The organism is Methylobacter sp. Wu1 (genome assembly GCF_036553575.1).
Lineage (GTDB): Bacteria > Pseudomonadota > Gammaproteobacteria > Methylococcales > Methylomonadaceae > Methylobacter.
The window spans coordinates 1-15,280 of record NZ_JAZHOC010000068.1 but is presented as its reverse complement, the minus strand read 5'-3'; the positions used below and the strand labels follow the sequence as shown (position 1 = coordinate 15,280).

The window sequence follows — 15,280 nt, the reverse complement described above, 5'->3', positions numbered from 1 at the left end:
CGACTTCAGTCGCCTATTCAGATAAAAAGGCGACTGAAGTCGCCCCCACAGGTTTTAAAATCGCTTGTTTCGGCGGTTGAACAGAAGCCACGTAAGTCCCGGCCTATTGTAAATTCTTCAAAATTTCTCCCCCTACGCCAATATCTGTCGTTTCACAGGTATGGGTTTCGCCTATTTCTCCGATAGTAGGGACATCTATTTTATTGCCGCATTCCCGGAAAGGAACCGCAATCCTGACCGATTTCTGCTGTGGAAGAGTTTTTGCCACAGTCTTCAGATCCTGGTCAGTGTCCGACACGATGCCATCCCCGTCTTTGAAATCAATTAAACCGACCAGAGTGGACTGACCCGTTGCAATGATCGAAACATAGGCCACATCGGGCGGCAGGGGATGCGCCGTTAAATTGTTAAGAATGTTCAAAGCGGAACTGTTCGGCTTTAAATCTTCGATTGCCACACTGTTCGGGTCTATATCTGTAGATACCAGATCGCAAATGCTGACGCTGCCGGTAATATCGGGAATACCAATACTGGTGTCATTGCACGCTTCGGCCCAGAAGCTTCCCTGGTGCGGCGCCCCAACGGTAATGAGTTTCGCGACATCTTTTCGATAAGGTATTGTCGCTGCGGCATTTGACTCTCGCGCCAAGCCTTGCAGGTATTCCCTGGCTGCAAGCGCCCCCATGCTGTGGCTCACCAGAAGAACCTTGGTCTTGCCGGGATTTGCATCCAGGACCGCTTTGATGACTGCAGCCAGTTCGCCCCCTTGCGCATCGAGGGACAAACCCTGATTATCAGTGAAATTCAGCGTATAGAAATCACCGGCATCGCCTGTGCACTCAACAGCGGACGGGCAGGTAATGCTGGCTGTTCCGGTGGCCGGATCGTAAGCGGGGATGCCGCCGAATGTCCAAAGGCCATTGCTTATCAGGTAGTCTCTAAAGAGCACCCAAGTTTCTGCAGAAGACGCTATGCCATGAATGAATATGACCGGATAAGGCCTTTCCCCGCATCCCGACGTTCCCAGCCAGGTCGATAAATCGCCCACATCCTGCAAGGTACCGTCCGGCCTCAGGTAATATACATGGTTGTCGGCGGAAGAAACGCCCAGATAAGCATTGGTGCCCGTATAATGACGGTAGGTGTAGGGCGAAGAAGACTGCGTGCCTGAAACCGGCGGTGAAAACAGATTGGGATAGAATGTTTGCGCCCAGTTGAACAGGCATTCTATGTTATTGAGCGTCGGCTCGGCATCCGCAGCGTGTGCCGGGAAGTTAATAGCCGCTGTTGTGTTGCAGATCACTACGAGAATTATCAACCTTAATATCTTCGCAAGTGAGGAATAGCCTATGCGTTGTTGGTTGTTCATAGTCTTACCCCAAAGGCATGTGAAGCGATTTTCGCTTGTCTGTTTCTTGCCGTTGTTATTCGGTTTCTATTGAATCAACCGGCAAGTTCCAGAATTCGTGAGATAGTCCTAACTCCCCGATTGCCCACTTTCCGTTCTGACGGGTCAGCTTTGTGTACTGTATTGGGATTATTATCCCTTGTCTTTCAACATTAAAATCGGCGCAAATACCTAAGCAAAACTACGCAATGGTCTGCCGGCATCGTGCAAAAGTTTGCCATGCTTGTGAATGTGCCGGAATTAATGCCTTCGTTATATTTCGGATCAAAGTTTTATGGGCTAAAGTGATGGAGCTGATGAAGCATAGTCACTCAGGCCATCCAGAGAGTATCGCGGTTATTTAATAGTGGCTTTCTGAATTGATTAACTGTGATGTTAGGTACGGGCTGTTTTTTATCTCGTTTGCTGTGGTAGCGGCAGGTTGCTAAACCGATCTTCAACCCATAACTTCATCATATGAATATGTCCTCGTAGGGGCGAATTTACTTGTGCCCCTTGCTAGTATTCGCACTAAACGTCAACGGCTTATACGAGCAAATCGCTATGTTGCAATATGAAAACAGTCAGAATCATCAATATTGAACAATGGACGAAAAGCGAAGAGGCCAGTCCTCTGAAACTGGCTGAACTGCCATTATCTGTTGAGGAAATTGAAGCACGCATCGGACAGTGTTTTGAGGAATATACAGAACATGGTTTGGGAAATTGCTACCGGGCATATATTTCTATCGACGGCAAAGAAGTATTCATGCGAGGGGTTGCATCAAAAAGCAACAAAGAACCGGGCGTAATAGCTCAGGTTCACAGTCACGAAGAAGATCCCGGCCTTGTTTTGACCTATGTATGCGAGCTATTAAATATCACTGGAAAAGACATGCGCTGGGTTACGGAATTTTTGTCGGAACCAAAGTTCGTGCTTTACAGGATAGATGACAATGCCAATGAAATTGAAATGAAGCGCTTTCATCTTGAGAGTTCAGCCAAATGGGTGGCGGAAAAATACAGTAAAGGCGGCCATAAACAGCTTTATCTGGTGCGTCGCGCAACATGAGAGGTGAATACTCTTTATTTCGGGGCAAAATGCAAATGAATGATTGTTTGAAAAAACCTGGATTTGATCTGGCATTTCTAAATGCTGGTTTAGATTGAGCCTGATAGCGGCCGCCTCAGTTCGATCCTAAGCCGCCTATGCATAACGTTTTTAAATGTCGTTTCAGGGCGATATTTCGGTCATTCAAAATGTGGCTTTGGAATTATCCCGGCCCGTTTCATGCATAAAATGTAGTTAAACCGTTTAGAAAATCTGGCGCTCAAGCTCATCCTTGACAGTAAACTGTAAAAGGACATATGTTAACCGGACCTGGACAATAATTTGTCGGGCGACTGTAAAGAAATGCAAACCTGAGAACCCTCAGGGTTCACAAAACATCACAAAGGAGGCTAGTCATGGCACAGATGGCATGTCCGCAATGCGGGGCGGTGTTCGACAATAGGGATGACCTCAGGGAACACCGAAATATATGCGGCGGGGAATTTGTTCCCCCGGAAGGGGATTTCAAACACAAGTGCGGCCGATGCGGTCAGCGCTTCAACACCGAAGAAGCTCTCGGAATGCATCACATTCGGGCGCATGCAGGAGAACAAGAGCCCTGACAGCAATACCTCAAAGTGGGAAGAATTGCTGTTGCGAACGCACCTGTTGGTTTTATCATCTTGGTGTTAATTGTAGTTTATGGTGCGCTGGTTTCTTTTTCAGAGAGCCGTGAATATGGCAGAGTTAGTTTAGATTACTACCTATTAACCCCTAATGAATTATCCCAACTATCCAGGTACTGTGAAAACGATCCCCGGTTTATTTATAGTTCAGCAGATGGACCAAAGCCCGCAATCATACAGTTGCATTGTTTATTTGAGCGAAATGTAATGGACAAATACTTGATTGAAAATAAATTTGATCAGGCATCCCGGAACCATTTTAAAAGAGGGGATATAGAAATTGAGTTTGAAGAAAATGATAGTAATAAGGTAACTGTAACTACGGTATATGAGTATCTATAGCTTGACAAGGCATTCAGCGGGCAGGCCGCTGAATGCAGTGCTGGACGAAGCCGTTACGCGGAGATGTTGTAACAGGTCAAAGTGAGCCGGAGGTCCTGCCCGGAGGCGGAACGTCCTTACACAATGTTCCACATTGGTTTCCAAATCACGACTTCTGGATTCCAGAAGGCACGGAATATAGCGGCGAGCTGGTGATTCGAAAAGATCAAAAAGAAAAAACCAGCCCTTACAACCCGGATTTAAAGGGTTATCATTATCAAATTGAGTGCAAAACCAGAATGACCATCCCCACAATGAAAGGTTATCTGAATAACATGGCACGGGCTGCGGTTGTTCGTCAATGTCAATTGGCAAAAATCAATTCAATGTAAGGTGAGCATGCCAGAGATCAGCACTGAAGCATTAATTGTTTCCATTCAAGCTGTTGCCGCTGAAATTCGCGCTCTTCAAGAGGCTGTACAGAGCGGCGACGCCGAACCAGAGGAGTACGAACTATTGGAGGAGCGACAAAGAGCTGCTGAAAATCTTGAAGCAGCTTATAACAAATTGGCAGTTAATGTGCTTAACCTTCCACCCTATGAGTAACTAATATCTGGGTAATTGCCGTGAAGGAGACGCATAGATTGCTAAAGCCGGACGGGGCTTGTTGCCCCGTCTGTAACGTTTCGTGCAGTTGACCATTGCTGGCTTTACGAAAGGCAAGGTAAGCAACGGGGTTGTAAACCCCGTCGCGCTACAGCACAGATTTTTCAAAAACCCTTTAAGTTTATATCCGTTTTTATGATTTATCAGGCTGGCTGATTCAGCCTATTGTTTCATGATTTCTTCGGCAGCGGCTTTTAATTTGGCCTCATTGGCTTGGACGGGTTTCATCATGTCATTTTTAGAATTTTTAGCAGCTGCGACTAATTCATCAACAGTTTTGTATTTACTTTTTAAAGTGTCAAAGCTTGGAGAAACCGAACCATTATGACAACCTTTGCAACTATCTGATTCGCCAGCGATTGATAGGGATGGCATTAAGGCGGCTAAAGCCAATGCAGTCATTGCTAACAGACGTTTTTTCATTCTAGATCTCCTCGGTTTTATTAGTAATTATTAATCTTTGAGATAAAGTTTGAACATTTTTTCGAGATGGCTTTGAATGCTCAAGCGATTAGACTTAGATGTAGATGGTTTTATTCATCTACGAAAAACTTTCTATCATTCCCTGCATCTCTTTAAAACCTTCGCACATGACATTGACCGCCCTCTGTTCGGTCCGTTGCCGTGCGGCTTTGAATGACTGCTTCTCGGCCAAGTATCCATCTTTCGAAATGGCCCGATTGTCTTTCCAGGAAGCGAGCGTTCCCAACGTTATTTGCCCGTAACTCTATCTACAGCAATCCCCAAATACATGATGGATAATTTTTGCCGGTTCGGAGTCTATCAGTCAATTGGTTCACCAAGCGGAGGGCTGGCGATGATTCAGATCCGGAAAGCTGGCGAGCGAGGGCGCTCCCGTCTTAGTTGGCTGGAGAGCTATCACACGTTCTCTTTCGGCCAGTATTACGATCCGCAACACCAGGGCTTTCGGTCGCTGCGGGTCATCAACGAGGATCGGGTCCAACCGGGGCAGGGATTCGGCACCCATTCGCACCGGGATATGGAGATCATCAGCTACGTGCTGGACGGTGCGCTAGAGCATCGGGACAGCCTGGGCAACGGTTCGGTGATCCGCCCCGGGGACGTTCAGCTCATGCGCGCGGGCACCGGAGTCACGCACAGCGAGTACAATCCTTCGAGCGAAGACCTCGTTCATTTCCTCCAGATCTGGATTCTTCCCGACGAGCAGGGGCTCGCGCCGGCCTATGAGCAGCGCCACTTCCCGGTCGAGGCGCGGCGCAATGGCCTGCGGCTGATTGTCTCCCCGGACGGCCGGGACGGCTCCTTGCGCATGCATCAGGACGCGGAGCTGTATGCCGCCGTCTTGGAAAACGGTCAGTCCGTGACCCATGAGCTTGCCGGGGGACGCCATGCCTGGGTGCAGGTGATCCGCGGCCGCATTCGCCTGAACGGCCTTTCCCTGCAGGAAGGGGACGGCGCCGCCTTCAGCGATGAGCCAAAGGTGGAGATAACGGCCGACAGTGAGGCCGAACTGCTGGTGTTTGACCTTGGATAGGAGTGACGACGATGACCCAAGACAAAGAGGCCCATACCGACTACCCGATCGAAGAATCATTGGCGAAGAGATGGAGCCCTTACGGTTTCGCCGACCGGGACGTCGCTACGGAAGACCTGCTCGCCATCCTCGAGGCCGTGCGCTGGGCGCCGTCCTCCTACAACGAGCAGCCTTGGCGCTACCTGCTGGCGCGCCGGTCGCAGCCGGAAGCGTTTGCGAAGCTTCTGTCCTGTCTGGTCGAGGGCAACCAGGTGTGGGCGCAGCATGCGCCCGTTCTCCTCATCGGTGTTGCGATGCTCGCGTTTCTGAGAAACGGCAAGCCGAATAAGGCGGCGCTGCATGATCTCGGCCTCGCGGCGGGGAATCTGTGCGTAGAAGCCACGGCCCGCGGGCTGTTCGTTCACCAGATGATCGGTATCGTCCCGGAGCGGGTGCGCGAGCTGTACGGGGTACCCGAAGGGGCTGAGCCTCTGACCGCAATCGCCATAGGCTATCTGGGCGACGGCGGCAATCTTCCGGAGGCGCTTCAGGAGCGGGACCGCACGCCGCGCTCGCGGCGTCCAATCAGCGCCTTTGTTTTCGAGAACGCTTGGGCTGAATCGACCGAGATCGGCAAATAGCGAATCACTGGGCTCCGATATGGAGGATAAAGCTGATTTGAGCGGCCAAAAGGAAAGCGATTGATCCTGACGCGTGTTCAGGCTTCTTTTACGCCGGGCGTTTCCACTTTCAGTTCACCCGTGACAGCGAGTACGTCATGCCAGGCCGTTTCTCCGCGTATACCGACGGTTTTATATCTGATGCCGCGGTCCACGCAGAAAGTTGCCTGGACCTGGTTAACTACTGTTCCGGTACTGCCGGAACGGGCTCGCCCTCGCCTTCTTTTATCGGGGAGATACCGATTACCAATATACTCTCCGTCATCTTTGTAGTAGTCAGGCAGATTTTTGGATTCAGGCCGTCCACTACTAGATCGCCTATTCGCCAAACCCGGTAATAACGCTGGCTGTTGATCATGTCCTGAAAGGAATCCTCTCTGGTTTCCGTTTCATCTTTCCTCACGCCATAGCCTACCCATATCTCCCCATCCCCTACATACTCGGTCACATCCTTCGGGACGTAAAAAACTTCAGCCTTGATCACCGGCTCCAATTTTATATTTTCTTTAAAAGGCATATACGGGAATTCATTGTCGTCATAAGCACGCCATGTAGAACCATTCGTCAACCATAAAGCATCGGGTTGGCTGCTGCGGCGAAAGCCGACAAACACATCCCCGGTCTTGAAGTGGTCTTCCGACGGTATGATCAAATGGTGCTCCAGGATGGTTTTGTCGAATTTGCCTCGTAGGGAAGTTTGATCGAAGCAATATTGCCCCGGTTTCGAGAACTCCGTGGTTTTGACGATGTCATCAGCCTGTAAAAGAGAGGCGCCCAGCAGACAGCCCGCGGATGCACCGAGCAATAGCACGTGTCGGATAAAGCATTTCATTATTTATATCTCCGAATACTATTAGAAATTGGGGCGGGCCTGAGGTGCAAACTCCGGCCCGCTTGGGAAGCAGCCTTCAAAAAATCAGCCGCTCGGCTGGTTGAGACTGCTTCTGCAAATTTGTCATTGTTATTGGGACGATTTGTTGATTACTTGCAATTCTGGAAATAGAAGATTGCTTCTTATTTCTCCGTAGCTATAATCTCCATATAACCTGTAGTCACCGTCATTTGGCTAATAGGTAGGCAAATAGTTGATTCCTTCGCCTCCGCATCGGAGCCGCCTATTTGCCACACCCGGTAATAGCGCTGGCTGCTGATCATGTCCTGAAACGAATCCTCTTCGGTCGCCTCCGCGTCCTTCCTTAACCCATAACCTACCCATATCTCCCCGTCTCCGGCAAACTCGGTCACATCTACCGGGCCTGAAGTGGAAATGCTCGTCGGTATGATCGGCTCCAGTGTTGAAAAAGGTATAAAGGCCTTGTGGTATGGGTACTGGTTATCGTCAGCAGCAACCCATGTAGAACCATTGTATAGCCATAATGCATCAGGCTGGCTATTGCGGCGAAAGCCGACGAATACGTCCCCGGTCTTTAAGTGGTCTTCCGGCGCTATGAGCAAATGGTAATCCAGAAAGGTCTTGTCGAGTTTGCCCCGCCGGGTCGTTTGTGGGAAACAATACCGTCCCGGTTCCGAAAATTCCCTAGTATTTTCCGTATATTGCATGGTCCCTATGGGCTTAAGTTCCGGAGCCCCGGTTTCGGCCTGCGAAAAGGGGGCTCCTAGCAGACAGGCTGTGGATGCGCCAAGCAATAGCGCGTGTCGGATAAAGTGTTTCATTATCATGTCTCCGGATACTGTTAGAAATTGGGGATACGAATCCGCCGATAAGTTTGGGTATTGACGGGGGCTGGTAAATTATAGGTGACAGGAATGCTGCCCGTGGTAACGATCCAGGCTGTGGCATCCGCGACGCTGATGCCGGGAATGGCAGCCTTGATGGCAGCATACACGCCTGCCGTATGCGGGGCCGCCTGCGATGTGCCCTGCATCCATTTGGTGGCGGTTGTCGAAGCGCGGTCCGCGGATTTTACCTCTGTTCCTATGCCGCCGCCTGGAACCAACAAAATTGGTCCGGTGAAGCTAGCCGGGTTGCCAATGTTCGCGAATTCAGCGAGAGTTGTACCGTTTGCATCGCTGGCAACCGAGCTTACCTTGATTGTATGAGGGACACAGGCTGGCCAACTGATTCCATTACGGCTTCCGCTTTTTCCATCGCTACTCCCGTTGTTCCCTGTCGCGACCACAACCGGAACTCCTCGAGAAGTCAGGTTTTGGATAGCATTCTTGATACTCTCATAAATTCCATTAACATCCGTAAGCGTACCACAATCCCCAGAAAAAGTTTGCTTGCTGCCGATGCTCATGTTGACCACATAAGGATTGTTCGTGTCGGGCGTTGTGGCCGATAATACGGCTTCGAGGGCTGCAAGAACATCTCCACTATATGCTGTTGCCTTTAAGTTCGTTTTATCATACGAAAACACTTGAGCTGAGATCAATTCAGCGTCGGGTGCAACGCCTTGAAGGCTCGATGGCGAAATATAAGGGCTTTGGCGGCCTGCCGCGATGCCTGCGACATGCGTGCCGTGCGAACAGTCATGATAATCGATTTTGTCTGAGGCCAAAGAAGCGCAGGTTGTCACGTCTGCATACGGCTCTCCAGAGCCGGCCAGGCCTAATGGGCTGTCGCCCTTGACATCCTTGCTAGGGCAGATCGAACGATAACCATCACTGCTATCCGTGCCGAAGCAAGCCTCATAGGTGACCTTGGTCGCGCCATTCATCTTGAAGAGTTCGTGATTTTTTCGTATGCCAGTGTCCACGACGATAATTTTCTGCCCGGCAGCGCGATACCCGGCGTTCCATGCCGATTGCATATTCATTAATCCGGTGCTGTTGGTCAGCATTGCCTCGGCGGCAGGTTGGTTCAATTCGATGCTGAGAATTCTAGGATCGGCATTTTTATACAACCGCGCTAAGACGTCGTATGGAACACGTGCATGAATAGCCCCGGTTGCGGCATAGCTTGCCACAGTTGCGGACGTTGACGATGTATCGGCATCGGCTAATATATCATCAAAGGCTCGCTGATTGGCGTCGGCTTGAGCCTTTAACGCTTTGGGCGACATGAAGCCGGCCTTTGCGGAAAAAATGGCGCCGCCGCGCAGTGTAATGATAACCTCGGTCGATCCGTCGGCTTGTGCGGATTTCAGTACATCAGCCGGCCATTGGGCCGGACGGGCATCAACAAAGCCTATCGGCCTGATTGTCCTTACGTCCTCGCTTTCACGCAGTTCATAAAACGCATTTTTGTCAATTCTCGCCCGAAAACTCGGGCTGGGCGCAGGCGCCCGGGACGGACTGGCGTCATAGTTTTTGAAGGTCCGGGCAACAGGATGCGCATTGATATTATTCAGGCGCCTGGCGATCTGGTCTGACAGTTCCGGTGAAGGCCTGAACACGGTCTTGCCGTTTCTGTCGATATCGTAGTCGCCTTCATCGATGTTCAGAAACACTTCAACAACGGCAAAGCCTTTTTCATTGATAATGGATTCGATGGCGTCGAGGCTGCCATCGGCGCCATAAGCCCGAATCCGGTAGGCCTGCGTGACATCAGGCGAGAAATCTATCGCGTTAGTGCTGTTCGCCAGAATGCCAAGACCTTTTGCATTGACATAGACCCCCACTTGGCCGATGCCGTTGTTCCAATATCCCGACGTCATCGCGTCTTGCCCCAGTTCTGCTAACAAGGCTTCCGCTTTCGCTTCTGTTTCCGCGTTTACGGATGCCAGGTCATTTTTCATTCTTTCCAGCGTTACCGAGTTATCCAGCGTCACCAAGACGCGAACCGCACCTTTGGAATGCGCTTCGTTGAGCAATCTTGCATAGTCGGCAGGGTCGGATTGAGCGCCAAAGGCAATAGGCGTCGCAAGCAAAGTAGGCAGCGCCAATATGGCTGTTGTTTTTGGTCCAAACATGGTTATTTTTATTATTCCATTAAAATAAAGTCTTAAATTTCCATACTAGCCAGTATGAGATGCGGCGAGAAAACCAGAACAGCCAGCAGGCCGGAAGAAACCAGCCTAGTCAGTAAGGTACGCAGCAGGGGGCGCACTCTAACATATGATTTCAGCCTGCACAATTTTTAAGGTCAAGAATTTTACGTTTATGCCGGTCAATTATGTGGCTATGCTGTGTTATCCCACTGATTTGAAAGAAAGCACGTAATCCCTAGGGGCAGTTCGATCTCCATATTGAGCGTATGACATGATCGAAATGGTGGCTGGTGACATGAATGGCTGCTGCCTCCAGTACGCGGAGCAGGCTTTATTAGTTAGAAAAAGTAACTAATGGATCGTCTAGCGTTCTTTTATTGTTTGTATAGAGTTAACGATTGATTAACACGCAAAAACAGAGGCGCTTGCATGAGCATTGAAAACAACGGCTCGATGATCCGCCCTGAGGACGCTCGGTTCATGCGCACAAGTACCGGGGTGCACGCAGTGGGTTCAATCTTTTTTCACGCCGGGCGTTCCGCGCGCTTCCACCTTCAGATCGCCCGTGACGGCAAGTACGTCATGCCGGGTCGCTTCCCCTTCGCGCCAAAAGCGGATATCGACGGTTGCCTGGCCCACCCGCAGCTGGCGAAGGGTGATATCCGGCAGCCAGTCGGGCAGCGCCGGATCGATATAGAGCGTCTTCTTGTGGGCGTCGGCGTCGAGCCCCAGGATGGCGCGAATCAGATGGAATACGCTGCCCGCGGCCCAAGCCTGAGGCACATTGGCGCCGAGATACTGGACCGGGAAAGTCCCGGACCTCCGCCGGATGCCCGCGTACAGTTCCGGCAGGCGATGGAATCTGAAGTGACTGGCGGCTTCGCTGATATCGCGGGCAATCATCCCCACTTCTTTCGCAAATCCGTAGCGCTTGAAGCCCATGGCGATGATCCCGTTGTCGTGCGGCCACACCGAACCATTTTGATAAGAGAACGGGTTGTAGGCCGGGTTTCTCTCGGAGAGCGTGCGAATGCCCCAGCCGCTCCACAGGTCGGGCTTGAGCAGCCGCCGGACCACCTGTTCGGCGCGGTCCGGCCGCACGATGCCGCTCCAGAGCAGATGGCCGGGATTGGAGGCGATCGTCATGACTTGCCGCTTGTCGCCATCCAGGGCATAGGCGTAGTAGCCGAGATCCTCGCACCAGAACTGCTCCTCAAAGCGTAGCTGCAGTTCGGCGGCTTCTTTCCGCAGCCGTGCGGCCTGCTCGGCATGGCCGAAGTATTCAGTTCCCTCCGCGGTCCGAAGCTTGGCATCGAAAACATAGCCTTGAAGCTCGCACAAGGCTTTCGGGCCTTTGACCAGCGAGCCGTCCGGATAAACCACGGCATCGCCGGCGTCCTTCCAGCCCATGTTTTCGTAGCCGCGCGCGGAACGGGTCTGATATTCCTGGAAGCCGTCACCGTCGCGGTCGCCGTAATGATCGATCCACTCCAGGCACCGCCATACCACGTCTTCGTAATGGGGGAAAAGCAGGTCATCGCCCAGCCATTTCCAGGCTTCATGCAGCGCGATCAGATACAGGATGGTCGCATCGGCCGTGCCGTAATAAGGCGTGTGCGGTATGCGCCTGAAATGGGCCAACTCGCCGGAGCGAAGCTCGTGGGGCATCTTGCCGGGCTCGGCGTCCCGGTAATCGTCGATTTCGGTCGCCTGAAGATCCGCCAGACGCTGCAGCGTACCGCGGGCGAAATCCGGATATACGATCAGGTTCTGCAGGCTCACGATCAGGCTGTCACGGCCAAAAACACTGACAAACCAGGGCACTCCGGCCGCCGCGAGTATCTCGTGCCGATGCTCACCGCCACGGGGCAGGCGCAGCGCCGCCATGTCTTCGACGGATTGCCGATACAGCCGATAAAAATCTTCGTTCGAAGTGGTGATCTGGGTAGTGACCTGCTTCCAGCGCGAGAGATTGTGGGCGGTTTGGGACCGATAAAGCGCATGGGCGCATTCCTTTGGCGCCGCATGGAGGAAGCCGTCTTCGAGGATCTCGTATTTGCAGCAGGTATGCCAGTTGCCGCCGGGCGGGAGATCCACCACGAAATTGATGCGGCCGTTGCCGTATATGGCCTTTGAGGTACCGTGCTCCATCCTCACGATGAAAGATCTCTGAAAATCGTCGTGGGAATAGCGGGTGACCAACTGCTGGGAATCGCTCTTCCATTCGGTTTCGATGTGTCCCCTGCGCGTAAATTCCTTGGCTTTGACTTCGAAGATATCGGCAAAATCGGAGCGGATCAGGATTTCGAGATTGAAGTGCAAAGGCTGGCAACTGTAGTTCCGGATATCGATGTCCTCGTGCAGCCCTTCAGCTATGACGCGGCTCAAAGCGAGCCCCAGGATTGCCGGCGCAATTTCGCCATGCTCCGTGACAACCCTGGGATTCACGAGATAGGTCCGCGACGCGTAATAAGTGACCTCTGCTGAGTTCAGGAGGGTCCACGGCTGGCCATCGATGTAGAGTTGATAGTGGCTGATGTAGCGGGTATCCCGGGAATAGAGACCCTGGTCGGAAGCATTCGTGATTGAACCGTCGAATTCGGAGACCAGGAAGGTATTGCCATAATTGATGGTGATGACGGGAGGGCCGACCGTGATTTCCAGAGCCATTGAACTGTCTCCACAAAGAGGAATATATGCAATTGGACCTGGAGGATTCAGGCAGGTTCATGTCGCCCGCCCGGGCATTTTTTTATTGGAATGTAAGAAATGGACCTAAAGAATACACCGCTACATTATTTGGATTTGGCAATAGGACATCCCGAACCCGTTGATTTATACTATGTTCTATCTGTACTTCAGCTATTAGCCGGAAAATTACTGTTTTGGTTTAAACATAAAGAGCTCACCATGAATTTGATTTCTAAGAATCATGCACCCATTCTACACCGTGGTCATTATTTAAAAGCAGCAGGTCTGCTGTTAACCGTTATGGTCTCGGCTGGATTAACATCTGCCTATGCCGCACCTAAGCAAAGAACAATATGGGTTGATCGCGACGGCTATCTTGCCGATCCCAGTGAAACGGCGGACTGCGAAGATCAGGCCAGCGCCGCTGATGAAGGCCCGGCAAGCCAGGATATGATGAGTATCCTTATCGATGTAGCGACCAAGGCCTTGATTCCGGCAAATCAAATCGATAGCTGCATGCAGCAAAAAGGCTACCTGAAAAAAGTTATCACGGGCAGCAGACTGCCGCCGACCAGGCCTTATGGTTATCAACAGCCCCAACAAGGTTATCCGCAGCAGCAAGGCTACCCGCAACAGCCAGAATATTACCCCCAGCAACAAGGCTACCCGCAACAGCCAGGATATTACCCCCAGCAACAAGGCTATCCTCAACTGCCAGGCTACCCGCAACAACAAGGTTACCCTCAAGAGCCTGTTTATCGGGAATAAACCAAGTCAGATAGCTGGGGTGAGGATGCAGCCCAACATTTACGTATAGCGGACTGTTTTTTGAGCTCGCAGACAAGGCTATGAAAGTATTCGAAGGAAAGACTTAAATATAGGGCAGGGCTTACACAGTTTGCTTGTTCAACCGCCGAAACAAGCGGTTTTAAAACCTGTGGGGGCGACTTCAGTCGCCTTTTTATCTGAATAGGCGACTAAAGTCGCCCCCACAGCCTTGCGTAAGTCCTGTATATTTTAAACGTTAAATCAAATTTTATAACTGATGCCACGCCGTTGTAGGGTCGAATTCATTCGACCAGGACAAACGCCTGTGCGCCGGCCTAGCAGTGCGAATACCCGCAAGGGGCACAAGTGAATTCACACCTACACACGCATCACTATTCAGGTGACAAGGTGCTGAGAGTGGAATGAAGATCGGTTTCACAATCTGTCGCCAGCGCGGCCAGCAGGATAAAAACGGCCCATGCGTAACGTCAGTTTATAATTTTAAAAAGAAGCGACTTTGTTGACAGAGTGCTTATGGCCGAACTGAGACTGTCAGTATTATTCTGGTCCACTTCTTGCTAAACTAGCGCGATCTGAATGGCCGTGAATTATCCGAGAAATAAAAAGATTGATAAAGCGGACACTGAAAACCGGTACTTGTTGAGCGCCGTTTTAAAATTTTTGAACTATGTTACTCGATTTCTCGCTTGATCAAACGCTGGTCATCGCCGTATTGTTCGTCTGGGCCGGTTTTGTAAGGACTGGCCTGGGTTTCGGCGGCGCCGCATTAGGTTTGCCGCTGATGCTGTTCGTACACAATGATCCCCTCTTATGGCTGCCTATCATCAGTACGCATTTACTGTTTTTTTCCGGTTTAACATTGCGTACCCGCCTGCATAATGTCGACTGGCGGTATTTGCGGCAGTCTTCGATTTACATTATTCCCCCGGCCATCATAGGCGTATTCGGATTAGTGAACCTGCCGACCTTGTGGCTGAACGTGTTCATTTATTCGATCACCTTGTTTTATGGTTTGACATGGCTGTTCAACCGCGCCATTGAAAGCCGCCGGAACTGGGTGGACAAGCTGCTGTTGGTCTTAGGCGGCTATATCGCCGGAACGTCTCTGACCGGAGCCCCTTTAATGGTGGCCGTATACATGTGCAATGTCAGCAGGGAGCAATTGCGTGATACCTTGTTTGTACTATGGTTTATCCTGGTCAGCATCAAAATGACGACCTTTGTCGCCCTGTCGGTTGATTTACATTTTCTGGCTGCGCTGACGCTGATACCGATTGCCGCTGTCGGACATATGCTGGGGCTGAAAGCGCATGACGCCATTATGCGCAATGACTTGCTGTTTAAGCGCTGGATTGGCGGCGGCCTTGTAATTGTCAGCGCTTTGGGATTGTGGAACTTATGGATCTGAAACGATCCCAGAAAGGCTTGCTGTCTGAAGAGAGCATCCTGCTTATGAGTTGTTAACTGATGTTACGCAGTTAGTTGAAGTTAGAGCGTTTTAATAAAGTGTCGCTAGCGCGACGGTTTTATTTAATCGGGTTTATCGCACCCGAAGGCGAGTTACTTTCTTTTGCGCGGCCAAAAGAAAGTAACCAAAGAAAAGGCCGCCCGGTTGCCGCTT

At 51.1% G+C, this 15,280-nt stretch carries 14 protein-coding genes; 8 read left to right on the top strand and 6 right to left on the bottom strand.

Going from position 1 to position 15,280, the window contains the following annotated elements; all coding sequences use genetic code 11:
* Positions 1-103 precede the first annotated feature (103 nt).
* Positions 104-1,369 carry a hypothetical protein gene (locus V2P20_RS15075; protein WP_331819717.1) on the bottom strand — a complete coding sequence of 422 codons (1,266 nt, stop codon included), beginning with the start codon at positions 1,367-1,369 and terminating at the stop codon, positions 104-106.
* A gap of 592 nt (positions 1,370-1,961) precedes the next feature.
* On the opposite strand from V2P20_RS15075, the gene V2P20_RS15070 reads away from it, so the two are divergent.
* The 4 genes from V2P20_RS15070 to V2P20_RS15055 all read left to right on the top strand — a co-directional run bounded on the left by V2P20_RS15070 (position 1,962) and on the right by V2P20_RS15055 (position 4,051).
* A complete protein-coding gene (locus tag V2P20_RS15070) occupies positions 1,962-2,459 on the top strand; it encodes a hypothetical protein (RefSeq protein ID WP_331819715.1) in 498 nt (165 codons plus the stop codon).
* Positions 2,460-3,076: 617 nt separating this feature from the next.
* Complete coding sequence (locus tag V2P20_RS15065; protein WP_331819713.1) at positions 3,077-3,466, top strand: hypothetical protein; 390 nt, start codon at positions 3,077-3,079, stop codon at positions 3,464-3,466.
* A gap of 32 nt (positions 3,467-3,498) precedes the next feature.
* The gene (locus V2P20_RS15060) at positions 3,499-3,837 is read left to right on the top strand and encodes a hypothetical protein (protein WP_331819711.1); all 339 of its coding nucleotides are present in this window, start codon (positions 3,499-3,501) and stop codon (positions 3,835-3,837) included.
* Positions 3,838-3,844: 7 nt separating this feature from the next.
* Entirely contained in the window at positions 3,845-4,051 is a 207-nt protein-coding gene (locus V2P20_RS15055; RefSeq protein ID WP_331819709.1) for a hypothetical protein, read from the top strand.
* A 222-nt stretch (positions 4,052-4,273) separates the two neighbouring features.
* On the opposite strand, the gene V2P20_RS15050 is transcribed toward V2P20_RS15055, so the two are convergent.
* Positions 4,274-4,534, bottom strand: coding sequence for a hypothetical protein (locus tag V2P20_RS15050; RefSeq protein ID WP_331819707.1), 261 nt, complete (start codon positions 4,532-4,534; stop codon positions 4,274-4,276).
* 394 nt (positions 4,535-4,928) lie between these two features.
* On the opposite strand from V2P20_RS15050, the gene V2P20_RS15045 reads away from it, so the two are divergent.
* Positions 4,929-5,627 (top strand): pirin family protein, encoded by a 699-nt coding sequence (locus tag V2P20_RS15045; RefSeq protein WP_331819705.1) that lies wholly within the window; start codon positions 4,929-4,931, stop codon positions 5,625-5,627.
* An 11-nt stretch (positions 5,628-5,638) separates the two neighbouring features.
* The gene (locus V2P20_RS15040; protein ID WP_331819703.1) at positions 5,639-6,247 is read left to right on the top strand and encodes a nitroreductase family protein; all 609 of its coding nucleotides are present in this window, start codon (positions 5,639-5,641) and stop codon (positions 6,245-6,247) included.
* Between the two features lie 220 nt (positions 6,248-6,467).
* On the opposite strand, the gene V2P20_RS15035 is transcribed toward V2P20_RS15040, so the two are convergent.
* The 4 genes from V2P20_RS15035 to V2P20_RS15020 form a co-directional block, all read right to left on the bottom strand.
* Positions 6,468-7,118: a hypothetical protein gene (locus V2P20_RS15035; RefSeq protein ID WP_331819701.1), complete on the bottom strand. Its 651-nt coding sequence runs from the start codon at positions 7,116-7,118 to the stop codon at positions 6,468-6,470.
* Positions 7,119-7,300: 182 nt separating this feature from the next.
* A complete protein-coding gene (locus tag V2P20_RS15030; RefSeq protein WP_331819699.1) occupies positions 7,301-7,960 on the bottom strand; it encodes a hypothetical protein in 660 nt (219 codons plus the stop codon).
* 20 nt (positions 7,961-7,980) lie between these two features.
* On the bottom strand, positions 7,981-10,161 hold the full coding sequence (locus V2P20_RS15025) for a S8 family serine peptidase (RefSeq protein ID WP_331819697.1): 2,181 nt from the start codon (positions 10,159-10,161) through the stop codon (positions 7,981-7,983).
* Between the two features lie 531 nt (positions 10,162-10,692).
* Entirely contained in the window at positions 10,693-12,849 is a 2,157-nt protein-coding gene (locus tag V2P20_RS15020) for a glycogen debranching N-terminal domain-containing protein (RefSeq protein ID WP_331819695.1), read from the bottom strand.
* Positions 12,850-12,948: 99 nt separating this feature from the next.
* On the opposite strand from V2P20_RS15020, the gene V2P20_RS15015 reads away from it, so the two are divergent.
* Both V2P20_RS15015 and V2P20_RS15010 read left to right on the top strand, forming a co-directional pair.
* Entirely contained in the window at positions 12,949-13,638 is a 690-nt protein-coding gene (locus tag V2P20_RS15015; protein WP_331819693.1) for a hypothetical protein, read from the top strand.
* A 688-nt stretch (positions 13,639-14,326) separates the two neighbouring features.
* Positions 14,327-15,067, top strand: coding sequence for a TSUP family transporter (locus V2P20_RS15010; protein ID WP_331819691.1), 741 nt, complete (start codon positions 14,327-14,329; stop codon positions 15,065-15,067).
* Positions 15,068-15,280 lie beyond the last annotated feature (213 nt).

Excerpts from the sequence above, each read along its gene's own strand:
- V2P20_RS15075 (WP_331819717.1), bottom strand. The coding sequence starts at position 1,369 with ATGAACAACCAACAACGCATAGGCTATTCCTCACTTGCGAAGATATTA.
- V2P20_RS15070 (WP_331819715.1), top strand. The coding sequence starts at position 1,962 with ATGAAAACAGTCAGAATCATCAATATTGAACAATGGACGAAAAGCGAA.
- V2P20_RS15060 (WP_331819711.1), top strand. The coding sequence starts at position 3,499 with ATGCAGTGCTGGACGAAGCCGTTACGCGGAGATGTTGTAACAGGTCAA.
- V2P20_RS15055 (WP_331819709.1), top strand. The coding sequence starts at position 3,845 with ATGCCAGAGATCAGCACTGAAGCATTAATTGTTTCCATTCAAGCTGTT.
- V2P20_RS15050 (WP_331819707.1), bottom strand. The coding sequence starts at position 4,534 with ATGAAAAAACGTCTGTTAGCAATGACTGCATTGGCTTTAGCCGCCTTA.
- V2P20_RS15045 (WP_331819705.1), top strand. The coding sequence starts at position 4,929 with ATGATTCAGATCCGGAAAGCTGGCGAGCGAGGGCGCTCCCGTCTTAGT.
- V2P20_RS15040 (WP_331819703.1), top strand. The coding sequence starts at position 5,639 with ATGACCCAAGACAAAGAGGCCCATACCGACTACCCGATCGAAGAATCA.
- V2P20_RS15035 (WP_331819701.1), bottom strand. The coding sequence starts at position 7,118 with ATGAAATGCTTTATCCGACACGTGCTATTGCTCGGTGCATCCGCGGGC.
- V2P20_RS15030 (WP_331819699.1), bottom strand. The coding sequence starts at position 7,960 with ATGAAACACTTTATCCGACACGCGCTATTGCTTGGCGCATCCACAGCC.
- V2P20_RS15025 (WP_331819697.1), bottom strand. The coding sequence starts at position 10,161 with ATGTTTGGACCAAAAACAACAGCCATATTGGCGCTGCCTACTTTGCTT.
- V2P20_RS15020 (WP_331819695.1), bottom strand. The coding sequence starts at position 12,849 with ATGGCTCTGGAAATCACGGTCGGCCCTCCCGTCATCACCATCAATTAT.
- V2P20_RS15015 (WP_331819693.1), top strand. The coding sequence starts at position 12,949 with ATGGACCTAAAGAATACACCGCTACATTATTTGGATTTGGCAATAGGA.
- V2P20_RS15010 (WP_331819691.1), top strand. The coding sequence starts at position 14,327 with ATGTTACTCGATTTCTCGCTTGATCAAACGCTGGTCATCGCCGTATTG.